The 14,498-nt window shown below is 65.6% G+C and carries 15 protein-coding genes and 2 pseudogenes; 5 read left to right on the plus strand and 12 right to left on the minus strand.

The genetic code is table 11. From position 1 onward, the window contains the following. Positions 1 to 22 precede the first annotated feature (22 nt). Positions 23 to 1,879: an acyl-CoA dehydrogenase family protein gene (locus C491_RS07785; RefSeq protein ID WP_005555038.1), complete on the minus strand. Its 1,857-nt coding sequence runs from the start codon at positions 1,877 to 1,879 to the stop codon at positions 23 to 25. Positions 1,880 to 1,956: 77 nt separating this feature from the next. After that, positions 1,957 to 2,607, minus strand: coding sequence for an SWIM zinc finger family protein (locus C491_RS07790; protein ID WP_049891597.1), 651 nt, complete (start codon positions 2,605 to 2,607; stop codon positions 1,957 to 1,959). 251 nt (positions 2,608 to 2,858) lie between these two features. Between C491_RS07790 and C491_RS07795 the strand changes: the two genes are divergently transcribed. After that, entirely contained in the window at positions 2,859 to 3,116 is a 258-nt protein-coding gene (locus tag C491_RS07795; protein WP_005555040.1) for a DUF7472 family protein, read from the plus strand. A gap of 72 nt (positions 3,117 to 3,188) precedes the next feature. On the opposite strand, the gene C491_RS07800 is transcribed toward C491_RS07795, so the two are convergent. Together C491_RS07800 and priL are read right to left on the minus strand one after the other, a co-directional pair. Continuing rightward, positions 3,189 to 3,368 (minus strand): hypothetical protein, encoded by a 180-nt coding sequence (locus tag C491_RS07800; RefSeq protein WP_005555041.1) that lies wholly within the window; start codon positions 3,366 to 3,368, stop codon positions 3,189 to 3,191. 138 nt (positions 3,369 to 3,506) lie between these two features. Then, positions 3,507 to 4,583, minus strand: coding sequence for a DNA primase regulatory subunit PriL (gene priL / locus C491_RS07805; RefSeq protein WP_005555042.1), 1,077 nt, complete (start codon positions 4,581 to 4,583; stop codon positions 3,507 to 3,509). A 165-nt stretch (positions 4,584 to 4,748) separates the two neighbouring features. Here priL and C491_RS07810 point away from each other — a divergent pair, with 165 nt between their 5' ends. Beyond that, the gene (locus C491_RS07810) at positions 4,749 to 5,609 is read left to right on the plus strand and encodes an alpha/beta fold hydrolase (RefSeq protein WP_049891581.1); all 861 of its coding nucleotides are present in this window, start codon (positions 4,749 to 4,751) and stop codon (positions 5,607 to 5,609) included. Positions 5,610 to 5,687: 78 nt separating this feature from the next. Here the strand turns inward: C491_RS07810 and C491_RS07815 are convergent, their stop codons facing one another. The 5 genes and pseudogenes from C491_RS07815 to C491_RS07835 form a co-directional block, all read right to left on the minus strand. After that, entirely contained in the window at positions 5,688 to 6,002 is a 315-nt protein-coding gene (locus C491_RS07815; protein ID WP_005555046.1) for a HalOD1 output domain-containing protein, read from the minus strand. A 134-nt stretch (positions 6,003 to 6,136) separates the two neighbouring features. Then, a complete protein-coding gene (locus tag C491_RS07820) occupies positions 6,137 to 6,880 on the minus strand; it encodes a DNA polymerase sliding clamp (protein WP_005555048.1) in 744 nt (247 codons plus the stop codon). Between the two features lie 620 nt (positions 6,881 to 7,500). Beyond that, positions 7,501 to 8,124 carry a sensor histidine kinase gene (locus tag C491_RS07830; protein ID WP_152421291.1) on the minus strand — a complete coding sequence of 208 codons (624 nt, stop codon included), beginning with the start codon at positions 8,122 to 8,124 and terminating at the stop codon, positions 7,501 to 7,503. Positions 8,125 to 8,257: 133 nt separating this feature from the next. After that, positions 8,258 to 8,602: pseudogene (locus C491_RS24175) on the minus strand (response regulator); the annotation flags it as partial. Positions 8,603 to 8,651: 49 nt separating this feature from the next. Next, on the minus strand, positions 8,652 to 9,554 hold the full coding sequence (locus tag C491_RS07835; RefSeq protein ID WP_005555052.1) for a winged helix-turn-helix transcriptional regulator: 903 nt from the start codon (positions 9,552 to 9,554) through the stop codon (positions 8,652 to 8,654). Between the two features lie 158 nt (positions 9,555 to 9,712). Between C491_RS07835 and C491_RS07840 the strand changes: the two genes are divergently transcribed. The 3 genes from C491_RS07840 (at position 9,713) to C491_RS07850 (ending at position 13,532) form a co-directional block, all read left to right on the plus strand. After that, positions 9,713 to 11,014: a DUF2334 domain-containing protein gene (locus C491_RS07840; RefSeq protein WP_005555053.1), complete on the plus strand. Its 1,302-nt coding sequence runs from the start codon at positions 9,713 to 9,715 to the stop codon at positions 11,012 to 11,014. Further along, a complete protein-coding gene (locus C491_RS07845; RefSeq protein WP_005555054.1) occupies positions 11,011 to 12,555 on the plus strand; it encodes a glycosyltransferase in 1,545 nt (514 codons plus the stop codon). Before C491_RS07840 ends, C491_RS07845 begins: the two co-directional genes overlap by 4 nt. Before the next feature lie 191 nt (positions 12,556 to 12,746). Beyond that, positions 12,747 to 13,532, plus strand: a complete 786-nt coding sequence (locus tag C491_RS07850; RefSeq protein WP_005555055.1) for a 23S rRNA (uridine(2552)-2'-O)-methyltransferase — start codon at positions 12,747 to 12,749, stop codon at positions 13,530 to 13,532. A gap of 102 nt (positions 13,533 to 13,634) precedes the next feature. Here the strand turns inward: C491_RS07850 and C491_RS07855 are convergent, their stop codons facing one another. The 3 genes and pseudogenes from C491_RS07855 to C491_RS07865 form a co-directional block, all read right to left on the minus strand. Then, positions 13,635 to 13,889 carry a hypothetical protein gene (locus C491_RS07855; protein ID WP_005555056.1) on the minus strand — a complete coding sequence of 85 codons (255 nt, stop codon included), beginning with the start codon at positions 13,887 to 13,889 and terminating at the stop codon, positions 13,635 to 13,637. Positions 13,890 to 13,950: 61 nt separating this feature from the next. Beyond that, positions 13,951 to 14,133, minus strand: coding sequence for a hypothetical protein (locus C491_RS07860; protein ID WP_005555057.1), 183 nt, complete (start codon positions 14,131 to 14,133; stop codon positions 13,951 to 13,953). Between the two features lie 49 nt (positions 14,134 to 14,182). After that, a pseudogene (locus C491_RS07865) lies at positions 14,183 to 14,479 on the minus strand (twin-arginine translocase subunit TatC); the annotation flags it as partial. Between the last annotated feature and the right edge of the window lie 19 nt (positions 14,480 to 14,498).

Consider the following 14,498-nt stretch of genomic DNA (forward strand, 5'->3'; position numbering starts at 1 on the left):
GCAGCCGCTACCCTCGGCCGTCCTAAATGCTTCCTGACGGGTTTTCGATACCGTCGACGCCCGGGAGCCGATCGGGATCGACCGACGCGTACTGGACGATCGGATCGAACGCCTCGAGCGCGAACCGATCCTCGCTCGTGATCCCCCGGCCTTCTGGCTCCTCGAGTTCGTTCGCGACGAACCGCTTCGCGACGAGCGCCGTTCGGGCGTCTCCGTCCTCGATCTCCGACTGGGAACGGTCGAGCAACAGCGCGGCGGTGAAGACGTCGAACACGTAGTGGGCCAGGCGCTTGGCCGATAGCTGGGCGTACTCGACGTCCTCGCCGGCGAGCGTCGCGAGCGCGGTCAGCAGCTCGTGATACTCGCTCTCGACGGTCTCGAGGGAGTCGGCGAGTGTCGGGTGGGAGACGCCCTCGAGTCGGTCCTCGATCGCCTCCCGCAGCGGTTCGTGGGCGTCCTCGCGCTCGAGGGCCCGCAGGACGTCCAGCGAGAGGACGTTCTCGGTGCCCTCCCAGATCGGGAGCACCTGCGCGTCCCGGAGCATGCGGTTGGTGACGAAGTCGTTTACGTAGCCGTTGCCGCCGTGGATCTCCATCCCGTAGGAGGCGGTGTCGACGGCCATCCGAGCGGTGCGCAGCTTCGCGATCGGGATCAGCAGTCGCATCAGCCGGTAGGCGTCGTCGACTTTGTCGCCGTTCTGGCCGGTCCGTTCCGCCCGCTCTCGCTCCGAAAGCAACCGCGAGGCCTCGAAAACGTACGTCGTCGCGGCCTCGTGGTCGACCGCCATGTCGACCAGATCCGCCCGCATCAGCGGGTGCTGGTCGATCGGCTTCCCGAACGCCTCCCGATTCGCGGCGTAGATCTTGCTCTCGAGCAGTACTCGACCTACGATCCCGCAGGACGCGGCGGCGTTCGACAGCCGCTCGAGGTTGAGCATCTCGGCCATCTGCCGGAACCCGTTTTCTTCCTCGCCGACGAGAATCGCCGTCGCGCCGGTGAACTCGACTTCGCCCGTCGGCACCGAGATCGTCCCCAGTTTGTCCTTCAGGCGGCGGTAGCGCTGGTCGTTGACCTCCTCTGGCGCGAGGGGTCCGTCCTCGAGCAGGCCGCCCTTCGTCACCGAATCGTCGACGCGGTCGGGGTCGGCGTGGGGAACGAGAAACATCGAAAGCCCCGCGGTCCCCTCGGGCGCGTCCTCAGTCCGGGCCAGCGCGAGCGTCCCCTCGGCGTCGACGTTCGAGCAGAACCACTTCTCCCCGTACAGGCGCCAGCACTCGCTCTCCTCGTCGTACTCGGCGCGAGTCTCGTTTGCGCCGACGTCGCTCCCGCCCTGCTTCTCGGTGAGAAACATCGCCCCCTCGATCAGCCCGTCATAGTCGCGACTCGTCAGCGCCTCGAGGTAGGGCTCGAGCGACTCGTCGCCGAACCTCTCGAGGACGAGCGCCGCGCCGGCGGTCATCGCCACCGGGCAGTCGAAGCCGGGGTCGGCGTAGCAAAGCAGGTACTGCATCGCGAGGTTGTGCGACAGCGGCATTGGCTCGTCGCGGCCGGGTGGGGCCTCGAAGACGTCGGCGACGATCCCGGCCTCGTAGGCGAGGCGTTCGTTCTCGACCTGTTCGGCGGGATAGCGTACCCGATTCTGAATCTCGCCGTGTTTGTTGTAGGGCTCGAGTTCGGGTCCGTGATCGTCGATGTAGTCGGCGTTGTCGGCGATCACGTGGCCGACGGTCTCGCCGAACGCCTCGAGGCGGGGTTCGGCCCACTCGAACGCCTCGTCGGCGTACGTTCGGCGGAGTTCGCGCTGCAGGGTCCGATCGAGTTCCCAGTAGTTGACGTTCCGGCCCTCCTCGTAGCGGCCGTAGTCGATCCCGTCGTCCATACCCTGGTACTCGGTCCCAACTGCCAAAAAACGAAAGCTATCCAACGCGTTTCCCGTTCTCGAGCGTTGTTGCAGGGTCAGGCCGTCGCGGGTCGGCCCCGTCCCGCCGGCCGCTTCTCGAGTCGCGTGCGGGGGAAGACGTACACCCGCAGCGACTCGGGGACGACGCCGTTTGGCGCGACCGTCGCGTGGGGGTAGACGGCGCCGACGACGGGAACGTCGGACGCGTAGTTCTCGTTCGTCGCGTAGTCGGCGACGGAGTCGCCCGTGGCCTGAATCCGGACCGCGTCGGCCCGCAGGTCCGAGACGTCGACGACCGTGAGCCGGTCGCCAGTCTCACGGTCGACGACCGTATCGCCCGACCGGAGCGCGTGGCGGTCGCAGTAGACCGGGCCGGCCGCGTTCTCGTCGACGAACACCGTCTCGCCGCAGTCGTGGCAGCCGACGGCTCGTTCGCCGGGCGGGGGCGTTCGCCCTTCGTTGATCTCGATGGCGACGCGGCGGACGTGCTTGCACCGTACCCCGCGGAAGACGTGATCGGGGCAGGTACAGCGTCCGCCCTCGAGGTCGACGAGGTAGGTGTGGTCGCTCGCGGACTCGACCTCGTAGAGCCCCTCGCCGAGCGCCAGCACCGACATCGGTTCGGTGCGGGCGCGGCGCGAGCGCTCCTCGAGGCCGTCGTCGGACGGTACTGGAAGTGGTGTCTTCGGTGACGCTGTTGTTTTCATGGGTGCGTCGGGAGTGATTCGCCGGCTGACGGCCGGCTCCGTGGTCGACTGGCTGTTCGACGTCTCTAGGCGAGCCATCGAAATAACGGGTCTGCTTGCCAGTGCTTGCTCGAATTTTATATGCACTGCCCGATTTCGGCCGCCTCGGCGGCTCTGGCGACTGGCCAGGTATCGGGGCCCGGAACGAAACGGCGCGACGCTCGAGCGGCGCTTCGAAGCGCTTTTGGCCGGGCCGGGGAAACCGTCGGGTAATGCTCGAGCGCGAGCGGATCATCGAAATAGTCGTGGCCGTGACGTCCGTCTTCCTGATGCTCGGCGCCATGGTCGCCATCGGCGGCGAGTACGGAGGTGCGGACAGCGCCCTCTCCCCCGAGGGCGGCGAGATGCTCGTCGGCGTTATCATCGGCTTCATCTTCCTGCTAACCGCAGTCGGGATCGGACTGGCGTACCTGCTGAACGACCCGGCCGACGGCCTCGACGACGACGCGGACGCACAGAACGCAGCGTAGGCGGCGACGGTTCATGCCTCGAACCGCCTTACCCCCTGTAGCCGCCGGCGAGCCGAGGACTCGGCTTCGTGACTACTCCTCCTCGAGTTCGTCGACCCGTTGCTCGAGGGCCGCGATCCGTCGCTCGTAGCCGCGCTTTCTGTCGAGATACTCGTGGATACCGATGATCAGCAACAGCGGAATTCCAAGGAAAAACACCGTCAGTAACAGGACCACGAGTAGCTCCGGACCACCGGGGACCTGAAGTGTCATCGTCCCGCGACTACCGGCCGGTCTCACATAAAACTGCGTTCGGACCGACGTGTTCGGCCACAGATTCGCCGCTTTCCTTCTGTCCCGGCACCCGTAACCGGTGGTGGGTGTTGGTTGCCAAACGGATGGCTCGAGCGGTCAGTCTCCGGCTGCCGACTCCTCGCTTCCCTCGCGCCAGTCCTCGAGTTCGTCCTCGTCGGTCTGCTCGATGCGTTTCTCGTAGTAGGCCATCGGGTGCGGAATACGCTCACAGAGGTCGTCCTTGTTCACGCAGTCGCCGTAGGACTGCATCGTCGCACAGGAGGGCGGGGAGTACTCCGTCGGCGACGTCTCGCCGCCGATGTGGTCGGTCTGATAGCGGGTCATCTCCTCGCCGAACGAGGAATTCACCCGGTAGAGTTCGACGATCTCGTCGGTCGACATCCCGATGCTCGTCAGGAAGGCGGTGATCGCAAAGCGGGAGTGGTGGGGCAGGTGTTCGCCCTTCTGGATGTCGTCCAGCAGCGCCTTCATACACGGCGGGAACAGGTCGGGAACGACGGTGTCGATCTCGCGGGTGAGATCGAGTTCCGCCAGCACGTCGCGGATCTCGGCGGCCTCGGGCTCGAGGCTCGCCGCGATCGCATCGGGTACCTGGAAGGGAAGCCCCTCCTCGATCCGCTCGCGGATGGCCTCCCGGAGCAGCGTGTGTAGTTCGTCCTCCTCGATCGGCACCTCGCCGTCCGAGAGCGCGCGGTTGACGAGCCGCCACCGGTCGTCTCGAAGCCCCGCCGCCAGCGGGAGGTAGCGTCCGACGCCGATCCGGTACGCGTCGTCCACCGGTCGGACGGCGTTTGCGATGTCGAACTCCTCGAGCAGGTCGTCGAGGTCCAGCCCGGTCGAGCTGACGCTTTTGAGTTCGACGGTCTCTTCGAAGTCGGCCGTGAATCGCTCGAAGGCTGCCGTCGACTCGGCGCGGGCGTACTTGCGGATCAGGATCCCCTCGTCGACCAGCGAGACGAGCACGCGGGCGACGGGATAGGAGAGCAGTTCGGTGCGGGGATCGCGGTGCGGGTCACCAATCTCGCCGTCCTCGAGCGCGGTGCTCACGCGCTGGGCCGCCCGCTCGACGACCGCCCCGTCCTGTTCGACGATCGTCGCCAGGTCGACGGCCTCGGTCGCCACGGCCTCGCGGGCGGCCTCGAGAAACGGGTACCGGGCGTGCAGTCGCTCCATCGGTAACGTAGTGTTACTCGGGGAGGTTAAGCGCCCTGATTGTCCGGCCGTCTTGGCGCTCGGAGGCAAACCAATGTTACTGTCGGTAACACGGTGTTACCGATTTCGAGGGCCGGCTCTGCCTCGAGGGTCGATTTCAAGGGCGTCCGACGCGTCGGCACGCGTATGCCACGGGTCACTCGAGACGGCGTGTCGATCTACTACGAACACGACGAAGGAGAGGGAACGCCGGTCGTCTTCTTGCAGGGACTCGGTTACGGACGGTGGATGTGGCGCTGGCAACGGGAGGCCGTTACCGACGACTACGGCGTCATCGCCCCGGACAACCGGGGAACGGGTCGCTCCGAGGCCGGACTCCCGCCGCTCGTGGGCCGACTGCCGCGAAAGCTTCGTGCTCCCCTGATCTTCAAGTTCGCCGGCTACTCGATCGGCGGGCTGGCCGCCGACCTCGAGGCGGTCCTCGACGACGTCGGTATCTACGACGCCCACATCGTCGGGGCGAGTTTGGGCGGGATGATCGCTCAGCGCTACGCCCTCGAGTACTCCCGGGCGAAGACGCTGACACTCTGCTGTACGACCCACGGCGGGGTCGACGCGGTCCCGATCCCCGACGAAACTCAGGAGCAGATATTCGACACCCCGGACGGCGCGAGCGAACGGGAGGTTATCCGTCACCGGATGCGACCCGCGTTCAACGAGCGGTTCACCAACCGGAACCCACACCTGATGGACCGCATTATCGAGTGGCGCCTCGAGCAGGACGCCGACGCGCCGGCCCGGGAGGCCCAGGCCGCGGCCGCCCTCGGGTTCGACGTCAGCGATCGACTGGAGCGCATTCGAGTGCCGACGCTGGTCATGCACGGGACGAACGACCGGGTCCTTCCTGTCGCGAACGGAAAGCTGCTCGGCGAGAAGATTCCGAACACGCGCCTCGAGCTCGTCGAGGGCGGCTCGCACTGCTTTCTCATCGAGGACTCGGAGCTGGTCAACCGGACGCTTCGCTCGTTCCTCGAGGATCACGAGTGAGTCGTCCCGCCGGCTAACAACCCGTGTGTGCTCGGTTGCCGGTCGTAATCGCTCCTCGGATCGGTCCGCTCGCCAGTATCAGTCGCCGCCGGCGAACGCGCCGGCGCTCGAGGGATCGGAGACGCGGATTCGGCCGTCGGTGCGAACGTCGACGTCGAAGCCGGCGTAGGTGAACCGAAGGCTGTGGGTTCGGTTTCCGGCCGTTCGACGGGCGTGGGCGCACAGCGAATCGATCGCGTCCGGATCGATAACGGCGTACAGCGGCTCGAGCTCGAGCGGATCGACGTCGGCAGCGGCTCCGACCGCGTCGAGGACGGCCTCGCTGGCGCTGTCACCGGCGGGATCGAACGTTGCCTCGTACCGTCTATCGCTGGGATCGCTGGTGGAGGGCATGCGCGCTCTTCCTACACGGAGGAAACTGGTAGGGGCGGTGCTTACCATATCGAGCTTTTAAGTCACGACTCGAGTGAGATACAGTCACACGCGAAGGAGTTGATACCGAACGTGATCGACCGAAAACGGCGGCGTCAGTCGCTTTGAATCCGCGGCGCCAGCATGTAGGTGACCTGTCCCTTCCCCTCGGCGAACCCGAAGTAGATCTTGACCGGGAACTCCTCACCCAGATCGAGGGTGACCTCGGCGTCGCTGGGGATCGCTTTGTCCATATCCTTGAGGTAGTCGAGCGAGAACAGCGAGTGAGCCGGGCCGACCTGCAGGTCGATCAGATCCCCCTGTGTGAGCTCGAGGTGAACGTCGTCGGTGTCGCCCTCCGCGTCGACGTAGAAGTACTCCTCGCCCTCGTCGACGCCGAGCGCGATGTGATCGGAGACCATATCCGCGGCCTTCACCGAGCGGTTGACGTCCTTCCCCTCGAGGACGACTCGTGCGGGCAGGTCGAGCTCCGGAATGTCCGGCTCCTGGCGGATCGAGTCGGGGTCGATCAGCGCCAGCGTGTACTCGAGCCCGTCGATCTGGATATGGAGCTTGCGGGTCTCCTCGTCGAGTTCGAGCTGGATCAGCTGTCCGGAGTCGGCCATCCCGGCGATATCCTCGAGACGGGAGAGATCGACGCCGATCAGCCCGCCGTCGGCCTCGTAGGACTCGAACGCCGTCGCCTCGAGCGAGAGGTCGACCATCCCGACGTTCGCGGGATCGACGGCCCGGATTTCGAGCCCCTCCTCCTCGAGATGGATCTTGCACTCGTCGACCAGCACGCTCACCGAATCGAGCGCGCTGGTGAGCGTTTCCGCGCTCACGATGGCCTTGAACATATAGCTCGAGGTACGGACGGTCGCCATAAAAATGCACTCTTTACGCGCGAGCGTGACGCGGGCGCGAAGAAAATATCCGCGGGACGGACCTGGCTCCGTCCTCGGGCGAACCAAAAACTTCGACCGTCGGAAACGACGACTCGTCGAGGGCTCAGACGGCGTCGGCGTCGGTGACCTCGAGTCGCCTCGTGTCGCCGATCGCAGAGAGCCATCAGCCGTGGGTGTCGACTACGGCATCGGCGATCCGGAGTCCAGAATCGTGCCAGCTCTCGTGTTGGTCTACCCGCTGAGCCGAACGACGCCGACGCGTCCTCGAGAGTGCCGACCGTCACGCCCGTAGCTCGATCCCTCTCCCAGCGTCGACCTCCCTCTCTCTGAAAAGAGCGCCGAACAGTCGCCCGAAGAACCGGACATTGCCTCGGCGGTCATCGCCGCCTCGCTCCGTCGCTCGAGGACCGTCGTCGTGCGGTCGAGCACCCGTCCCGTCGGCCATGCGGAGCACGCTGCTCGGACCTTCTCGCTCCAACCACGTGTATGAACTGAACCGATCCCGATCGTCTTCACCTTGTATGGCGGAACCCCGCTCGAGGGTTCGGGGCGCGTAGACACCCGTCATCGGGTCAGCGCTCGGATTCGAGGCGAATCCGGACGGTCGTTCCCGGCCCTTGCTCCGGATCGCTCTCGATGGTCAGACTCCCGCCGTAGCGGTCGACGAACGTTCGCACGAGGTACAGACCCACGCCGATCCCCTCCTCGTCCGTGGTGTAGCCCCGTTCGGTAGCCCGTCGGCGATCGCTCTCCGAGAGCCCCGGTCCGCCGTCGGAGACCGTCAGCTCGGCCCTGCCGTCGGCCGCTCGAGAGACGTTCACGGTTATCGTTTCCTCCTCGTCGCCGTGGACGACCGCGTTCGTCAACACGTTTCGGACGACGACGTTGAGAAACCGGTCTGCCCGAACCGAAACCGTTCCCTCGGGGCGGTCGAACGTCACCGTACAGTCCCCGTGTCGTGCCTCGAGCCGATCGATCTCCTCTTCGACCACGGCGACGAGCTCGATCGGGACGAGTTCGGTCTGTGGTTCCTCGAGGGACTCCACCATCGTCCCGACCGACTCGGTGAGTTCGACGATGTGTTCGCCCGCTGCCTCGATCCGGGAAACGATCCGCTCCGACTCGGGATCCGTCGCTTTGAGCGCCGATGCCCACCCCAGGACGACGGCGGCATCGTTTCGTATCTCGTGGCGCACCAGCCAGTGTAACACCGCTAGCTCGCTTCGCTGGCGTTCGACGTCGTCGTTCCACGGCGTAGGTGACCGTTCGATCGAGCAGTCGCGGCGTCACCCGATCCTTCACGAGGTAGTCCTCCGCGCCCCGTTCGACGGCCTTTCGTCCGATCTCGGTGTCGTCGATTCCGGTCAGAACGACGACCGCCGTCCCGTCGACGGTCTCGAGAACGGAATCCAGCGTTTCGAGCCCCAGCGAATCGGGCAGGTTCAGGTCGAGCAACACCAGATCGAACGACTCGGCGTCGTCCTCGAGCGCCGTCCGTGCGTCCTCGAGCGTTCGGACGGTCTCGACGGTCGTGACTGTTTCACCCTTCTCTTCGTCGGTCGCCACCGGTTCAGTTCCCCGCTCGCGGTACAGCATCGTCCGGTACAGCCGCGCCTGCAGGTCGTCGTCCTCGACGAGCAGTATTGTGTGAGAAGAAGACTGTTCAGCGAGCATTACGTTCTCCAGGGAGCGGGCTCTCAAAGCTTCTGTGGCCGAACCCGAATCAGAAGGCGTCCTCGTCGGATGACGACATTTCCGTCTCGGGGTCGGCTCCCTCCTCGAGCAGCCGACGCCACGGCTCGCGGGCCTCCACTGCGGCCGCCCGGTCGGCCTCGATCCGATCCAGCGCCGCCCTCGCGCGGCGGTACGGCGCCGTCGATCGAACGGCCGATCCGAGGTGGGTCTCGACGAACTCGAGTCTGTGACGTCGCGCCCGGACCTCGCGGGCGATCGGCGCCTCGTCGGGGAGTCGGTCCAGCTCCTCGATCGCCGTCCGCAGTTCGCCTTCGGTGATCGGCTTTCGAAGCAGTCGATCTGCCGGTAGCGAGACGTCCGCCGGCGTCACCTGCATCGACGTGAGGATGGCGATCGGCGTCTCCTGTCCGACTCGAGCGATCGACGACGCGATCTCGTCGCCACTCTTTCCCGGCATCGATCGATCGAGGACCGCGACATCGACGGACTCCTCGAGGCGCCGAAACGCCTCTCGGCCGTCGGTCGCCGTCACGACGTCGTAGTCGGCCGCGAGCCACAGCGCGTAGAGCTCGAGCAAGCGGGTGTCGTCGTCGGCCAGCAGGACGGTCGGGGCGCCGGCACCCGTCACGTGGGTCGCGTCCCACTCTGCCATCGACTCCAGAATCGTGTACAGCTCCCGGCCCGCCCCGGTGAGTTCGTACTCGACGCGACGGGGTCGCTCCTGGACGACGTCACGCGAGACGACGCCGTGCTCACGGAGGTCGTCGAGGTTGTCCGACAGCACCTTGCTCGAGATCCCCTCGAGTTCGCGTTTGCAGTCGCCGAAGCCGAGCCGTCCCTCCCTCGCCAGGGTGACGATCAGCCGCGGCTTCCACTTGGTGCCCAGTAGCGAGCCCGCAACCGACTGTGCCGGGTTCGGCGTCTCCGTCATGGTAGTCGTCTCCCGCTCCGGATACGGTCCGTACCGTCCCCGAAACGATAAATCGGACGCCCGCGACGGTGACAAGGGGATGGTAACCTCGAGGTAACCCGCGGAGAATACCTTCAGCTTGCCGTCGGTAGTCGTCCCGAGACTTCCTCCCTGCGGTAATGACTGCACATCCGATACGTTGTCCTCGGTGTGACGCACAGTCGGTCGCGGACGAGCGGATCGTCGAACACGACTGCGGGCACGTCGCCCCCATCGACGCGTTCGGCGACGGCTGTGAGAAGTGCCGCCGTCAGGCCGACTCCGAGACGCTGACCGACCTGCAGACGGTCGAGCGCTGCCTGGAGTGTGGCCACCGCTCGCCGCTGGTGCCCGAGGAGGGGACCAACGGTCCCCTGCCCGCGGTTTCCTTTCCGACGCTTCCAACTCCGGAGCAGAACCTCAGCTGGGTTCCGGCCCGGTTCGTTCCGGAGTCGCGGTTCAGGCGCGGCGTTCTCAGTACCGCACTCGTCGCGATGGTGCTTCTCGCCGGCATCGCCGGTGCCGTCTCCGTGACGCCGATGCTCGAGACGGGACCGACCGACGAGGCGTCGGTCGACACGGACTGGGAGGAGTACGATTCGCTCGTGATCTTCAGAAACGACGACATCCAGCCGTGGTACAACCAGGAAGAGATGCGCGCGGTCGACGAGGTCTTCATCGAACGCGACGTGCCCGTCACGCTCGGGATCATCCCCGACACGAACGGGAGCGCCGCCCTGACCGAAGACCCGGAGTTCTGTGAGTACCTGCAGTCACTCGAGACCGATCACCCCGGACAGTTCGAGATGGCGATCCACGGGACCACCCACGAACCGGTAACCGACTTCTACGGCGCCAGCGAGTTCGGTGGCCTCCCCGAGGCCGAGCAACGCGAGCGACTGGCCGAGGGCGAGGCACTGCTTGCCGACTGTGTCGCTTCGCCGTCGTCGACGTTCATCCCGCCGATGAACACGTACGATACGACGACCGTCGAGGTGCTCGCCGAGTCGAACTACACCGCCGTCTCCGGCGGCCAGTGGTTTACCGACGAGTACTATGACACCGACAACGAGACCTACTTCCGGGCGGGCGGGCTCACCCACGTCCCCGAGACGCAGGCGTTCGAGAACTGGAGCGCCTACGAGGAGGCAGGCGAGGACGATGACGGCGACGTGCCGTTTCACGACCTCGAGACGCTGACGGACTCGTTCGATGCGAGCCACGACGAGAACGGCGTTCACGTCGTGATGCTCCACTACCAGTACTTCACCACCGACGACCGACTCGAGAAACTCGAGTCGCTGATCGAACACATGCAAAGCGAGGACGACGTCGGCTTCCTGACGGTCGAACAGTTCGCGGAGGGACTCGAGGACGGCTCGGTCGAGGAGACCGACGACGGCTGGCGCGTGCTCGAGCCGATCTCGGCGGTGAGCCGATGAGCGTCGAGCGGTCGTTCGGGAACGCCCTTCGCTTCGGGCGGACGATGGGACGCGGCCTCCGGGCCGTGAAGTGGCGCTCGGTCGCGCTGTTCCTTTCGGCGTTGGTGCCCTTTGGACTGCTGATAAACGTGATGAGCGCGGGGACGCTGTACGCCATCGCTCTGTTGGGTGGACTCTTCGTGTCCTACCTGCTCTGGAGCTACTACGTCGTCGAGCGCAACCCCCGGTACGAGTCCCTGTTCGGGATACGGGCGCTGGCCGTCGGCGGGGTTGGCTACCTTGCGACGATCGTTTGGCTGGGCTGGCTCACCCCCTCGCCGATCGCCATCGTCCACCTGGGCGCGGTCGTGTTGATCTTCGTGTACTACTGGTTTATCGCGTTCATCGCGTTCTTCCACGACCAGATCGGCCGCTCGAAGTACGTGCCCAGGCCGCCGTACCCGAACGTGACCGTCCTGATTCCCGCGTACAACGAGGAAGGGTACGTCGGTCGGACGATCCAGGCGCTGCTCGACGCCGACTACCCCGCCGAACGGCTCGAGATCGTCGCGGTCGACGACGGGTCGACCGACGGAACCCTCGCCGAAGCGAGCGCGTTCGCCGCCACCTCGGATCGGGTCTCGGTCGTCAGCAAGGCAAACGGCGGCAAGTACTCCGCACTGAACTACGGATTGCTGTTCGCAGACGGCGACGTCATCGTCACCGTCGACGCCGACAGCATCGTCGACCGCGACGCTCTGAAACGGATCGTCGCTCCCTTCGAGGCTAACTCGCGGATCGGCGCCGTCGCGAGCAACGTCACAATCTGGAACCGCGACTCGCTCATCACCCGCTGTCAACAGCTCGAGTACACGATCGGCGTCAACATCTACCGCCGCGCGCTGGACTACTTCGGGATCGTGATGGTCGTCCCCGGCTGTCTGGGCGCCTACCGCCGCGAGGTGCTCGAGGAGGTGTTCGCCTACGACCCCGACACCCTCACCGAGGACTTCGACCTCACGATGAAGGTGCTCCGGGCCGGCCACCGCGTCTCGGTCAGCGACGCCCGCGTCTACACGGAGGCGCCGGCGACCTGGCGCGACCTCTACCGCCAGCGTCTGCGCTGGTACCGCGGCAACTACATGACCGTCCTCAAACACTGGCCGGTCGTCACGGATTCGTCCTACGGCTACCTCAGCCGGATCGCGCTGCCGTTCCGACTCGTCGAGATGTTCTTTCTCCCGCTAGCGAGTTTCGTCATCCTCGCGTACATCGCCTGGCTCGTCCTCACGGGGTACGTGATGACCGTCCTCGCGGTGTTCGTCTTCTTTACGAGTATCGTCTTCCTGATCGCCGCCCTCGGTATTCAGATCGAGGGCGAGGACTGGCGGCTGCTCGTCTACGCCCCGTTGCTCGTCGTGGGTTACAAACAGTTCCACGACGCGCTCAACATCCGCTGTCTGCTGGACGTCCTGATCGACCGCGACCTCGCCTGGACGCGGGCGAACCGGATCGAACAGGACTCGAGTGAAGAGAGAGAGTCCGCACCGTCGGCCGACTGATCTCCCGGTTTCTCCTCGTCCCGTTCGTCTCGAGCCGTCGGTTCGAGCTCGAGAGCCCTCGAGGGCGATCCCCTTGTTTCGGATCGCTTTCAGCAGGTCTTTCCGCTTCTGTCCCCTACCGACGCTACGAACCAGCCGATCCGTCGCGAGACTCGTGTGTCGCCGTTGACCGGACCGGCGCGATCGAACCCATGACACGAAAAGATCACTACTACAACAAGGCGAAACAGGAGGGGTACCGCAGCCGAGCGGCCTACAAACTCAAGCAGCTCGACGATCTCGAGAACGTCATCTCCGGTGGCGACACCGTCGTCGACCTGGGGGCGGCTCCGGGCGGCTGGCTCGAGGTCGCCGCTGAGCGCGTCGGCCCGCAGGGGCGGGTCATCGGGGTCGACCTCCAGCGGATCAAAGACCTCGAGATGCCGGGGGGCACCGATCGCATCGAGACGATCCGCGGCGACATGACCGAGGACCGGACCCGAGACCGGGTCACCGACGCTGCCGCCGGCAGCGTCGACGTCGTCGTCTCCGACATGGCGCCCAACATGTCCGGCGAGTACTCCCTCGACCAGGCTCGGTCGCTACACCTCGCCCGTCAGGCGTTCGAGACGGCGCTCGACCTGCTCGACAGCGGCGGGAACTTCCTCGTCAAGGTGTTCGACGGCCCCGACGTCGACGCCCTCCGGGCCGACCTCGAAGGGGAGTTCCAGTACGTTCGGGCGACGGCGCCCGACGCCTCCCGTGAGTCCTCCTCGGAGCTGTACTTCATCGCCAAGGGACGGCTGACGGGGCCGGTCCGGGAGGGCGATGAACTCGAGGTCGAGATCGTCGACGTCGGCAGCGAGGGCGACGGGATCGCGTCGATCGAGGGATACCGGCTGTTCGTTCCGGAGTCGGAGAAGGGCGACGTCGTCGAGGTTCGCGTCGACGACGTCAAACCGAACTTTGGGTTCGCCGAACGGATCGACCGGGACTAAGACTGTCGGACGAAAGTCAATACGGAGCCGATCGTGAACTCCGGGGTCGTCGTCCTCGATGATTCTAGCAGATCGGCTTCGCGTAAGTCTGTCGCAGTGTGGTTACTCTTGCTCGTAGCTGATCCGAACCGTCGTCACCGATTCCTCGGCCGTGGCGACGTACAGCTCCTCGAGGTCGTCGAAGACCTCGGGCGGCAGCTCCGCCGCTCCGTCGGCGCGTTCGGCTTTCGCGACGGCGAGTTCGTCATAGAGGTGGGCCGTCGCCTCGTGGAGCGCGCGCTGGACCGCCTCCGTCGCTGGAAGTTCGACGTCTCCGTCGGACGTGTCGGATCCCTGTTCAGTCGTGGAGGGCGTCATGGAACAGGGTACATCGCCCAGCCCCCATAAGCAATCTGGTTCTGTCCATTGGTAATTCTGACTACTGTTGCTCCTCGGACTCGAGTCGACCCTGTCGGTCGTCGATCTCGTCCAGGATATCGAGGGTCTTCCGGACCGAGGCGCGGATCGCGTCGCTGCGGTTGACGAACTTGCCGTCGTCGCCGACGTGATCGTCGAGGTCGTCGAGCAACTCCTGTGGGATTTCGACGCTAATCTTGGGCATGGACGACCGTTCGCAGGGCACTCCCTTAAGCCGTCGGCGCCCCGCCCGGCTACTCGGGCGTCGGCGCGGCCTCGGAGCCGGGATCGGAGCTGCCACCGCCGCCGCCGAAGAAGCGACCGCCGCCGGTGAGTACGTACAACACGGCGAGCCCGAGCATGTAGGTCAGTGCGATCGGGATCGCGACCAGCAACATCGTGAGGATTCCCTTCGGGCTGAAGAACGCGGCTGCGGTGAAGATCCCGACGACGATGGGCCGCCAGCGCTTGAGCATCGTCCGGTAGTTGACGATGCCGCCGATGTGGAATAGCGCCATCGTGACGATGATGTTGAAGAGGAAGCCGACGCCTGTCTCTTATACACATCTC

Source organism: Natronococcus amylolyticus DSM 10524 (assembly GCF_000337675.1).
In the GTDB taxonomy this organism is placed as follows: domain Archaea; phylum Halobacteriota; class Halobacteria; order Halobacteriales; family Natrialbaceae; genus Natronococcus; species Natronococcus amylolyticus.

Bases quoted from the DNA above. Each gene is read 5' to 3' on its own strand.
- C491_RS07860 (WP_005555057.1), bottom strand. From the start codon at position 14,133: ATGCCCAAGATTAGCGTCGAAATCCCACAGGAGTTGCTCGACGACCTC.
- C491_RS07790 (WP_049891597.1), bottom strand. From the start codon at position 2,607: ATGAAAACAACAGCGTCACCGAAGACACCACTTCCAGTACCGTCCGAC.
- C491_RS07820 (WP_005555048.1), bottom strand. From the start codon at position 6,880: ATGTTCAAGGCCATCGTGAGCGCGGAAACGCTCACCAGCGCGCTCGAT.
- priL (WP_005555042.1), bottom strand. From the start codon at position 4,583: ATGGAGCGACTGCACGCCCGGTACCCGTTTCTCGAGGCCGCCCGCGAG.
- C491_RS07835 (WP_005555052.1), bottom strand. From the start codon at position 9,554: ATGACGGAGACGCCGAACCCGGCACAGTCGGTTGCGGGCTCGCTACTG.
- C491_RS07840 (WP_005555053.1), top strand. From the start codon at position 9,713: ATGACTGCACATCCGATACGTTGTCCTCGGTGTGACGCACAGTCGGTC.
- C491_RS07795 (WP_005555040.1), top strand. From the start codon at position 2,859: ATGCTCGAGCGCGAGCGGATCATCGAAATAGTCGTGGCCGTGACGTCC.
- C491_RS07845 (WP_005555054.1), top strand. From the start codon at position 11,011: ATGAGCGTCGAGCGGTCGTTCGGGAACGCCCTTCGCTTCGGGCGGACG.
- C491_RS07815 (WP_005555046.1), bottom strand. From the start codon at position 6,002: ATGCCCTCCACCAGCGATCCCAGCGATAGACGGTACGAGGCAACGTTC.
- C491_RS07810 (WP_049891581.1), top strand. From the start codon at position 4,749: ATGCCACGGGTCACTCGAGACGGCGTGTCGATCTACTACGAACACGAC.
- C491_RS07850 (WP_005555055.1), top strand. From the start codon at position 12,747: ATGACACGAAAAGATCACTACTACAACAAGGCGAAACAGGAGGGGTAC.
- C491_RS07785 (WP_005555038.1), bottom strand. From the start codon at position 1,879: ATGGACGACGGGATCGACTACGGCCGCTACGAGGAGGGCCGGAACGTC.
- C491_RS07800 (WP_005555041.1), bottom strand. From the start codon at position 3,368: ATGACACTTCAGGTCCCCGGTGGTCCGGAGCTACTCGTGGTCCTGTTA.
- C491_RS07855 (WP_005555056.1), bottom strand. From the start codon at position 13,889: ATGACGCCCTCCACGACTGAACAGGGATCCGACACGTCCGACGGAGAC.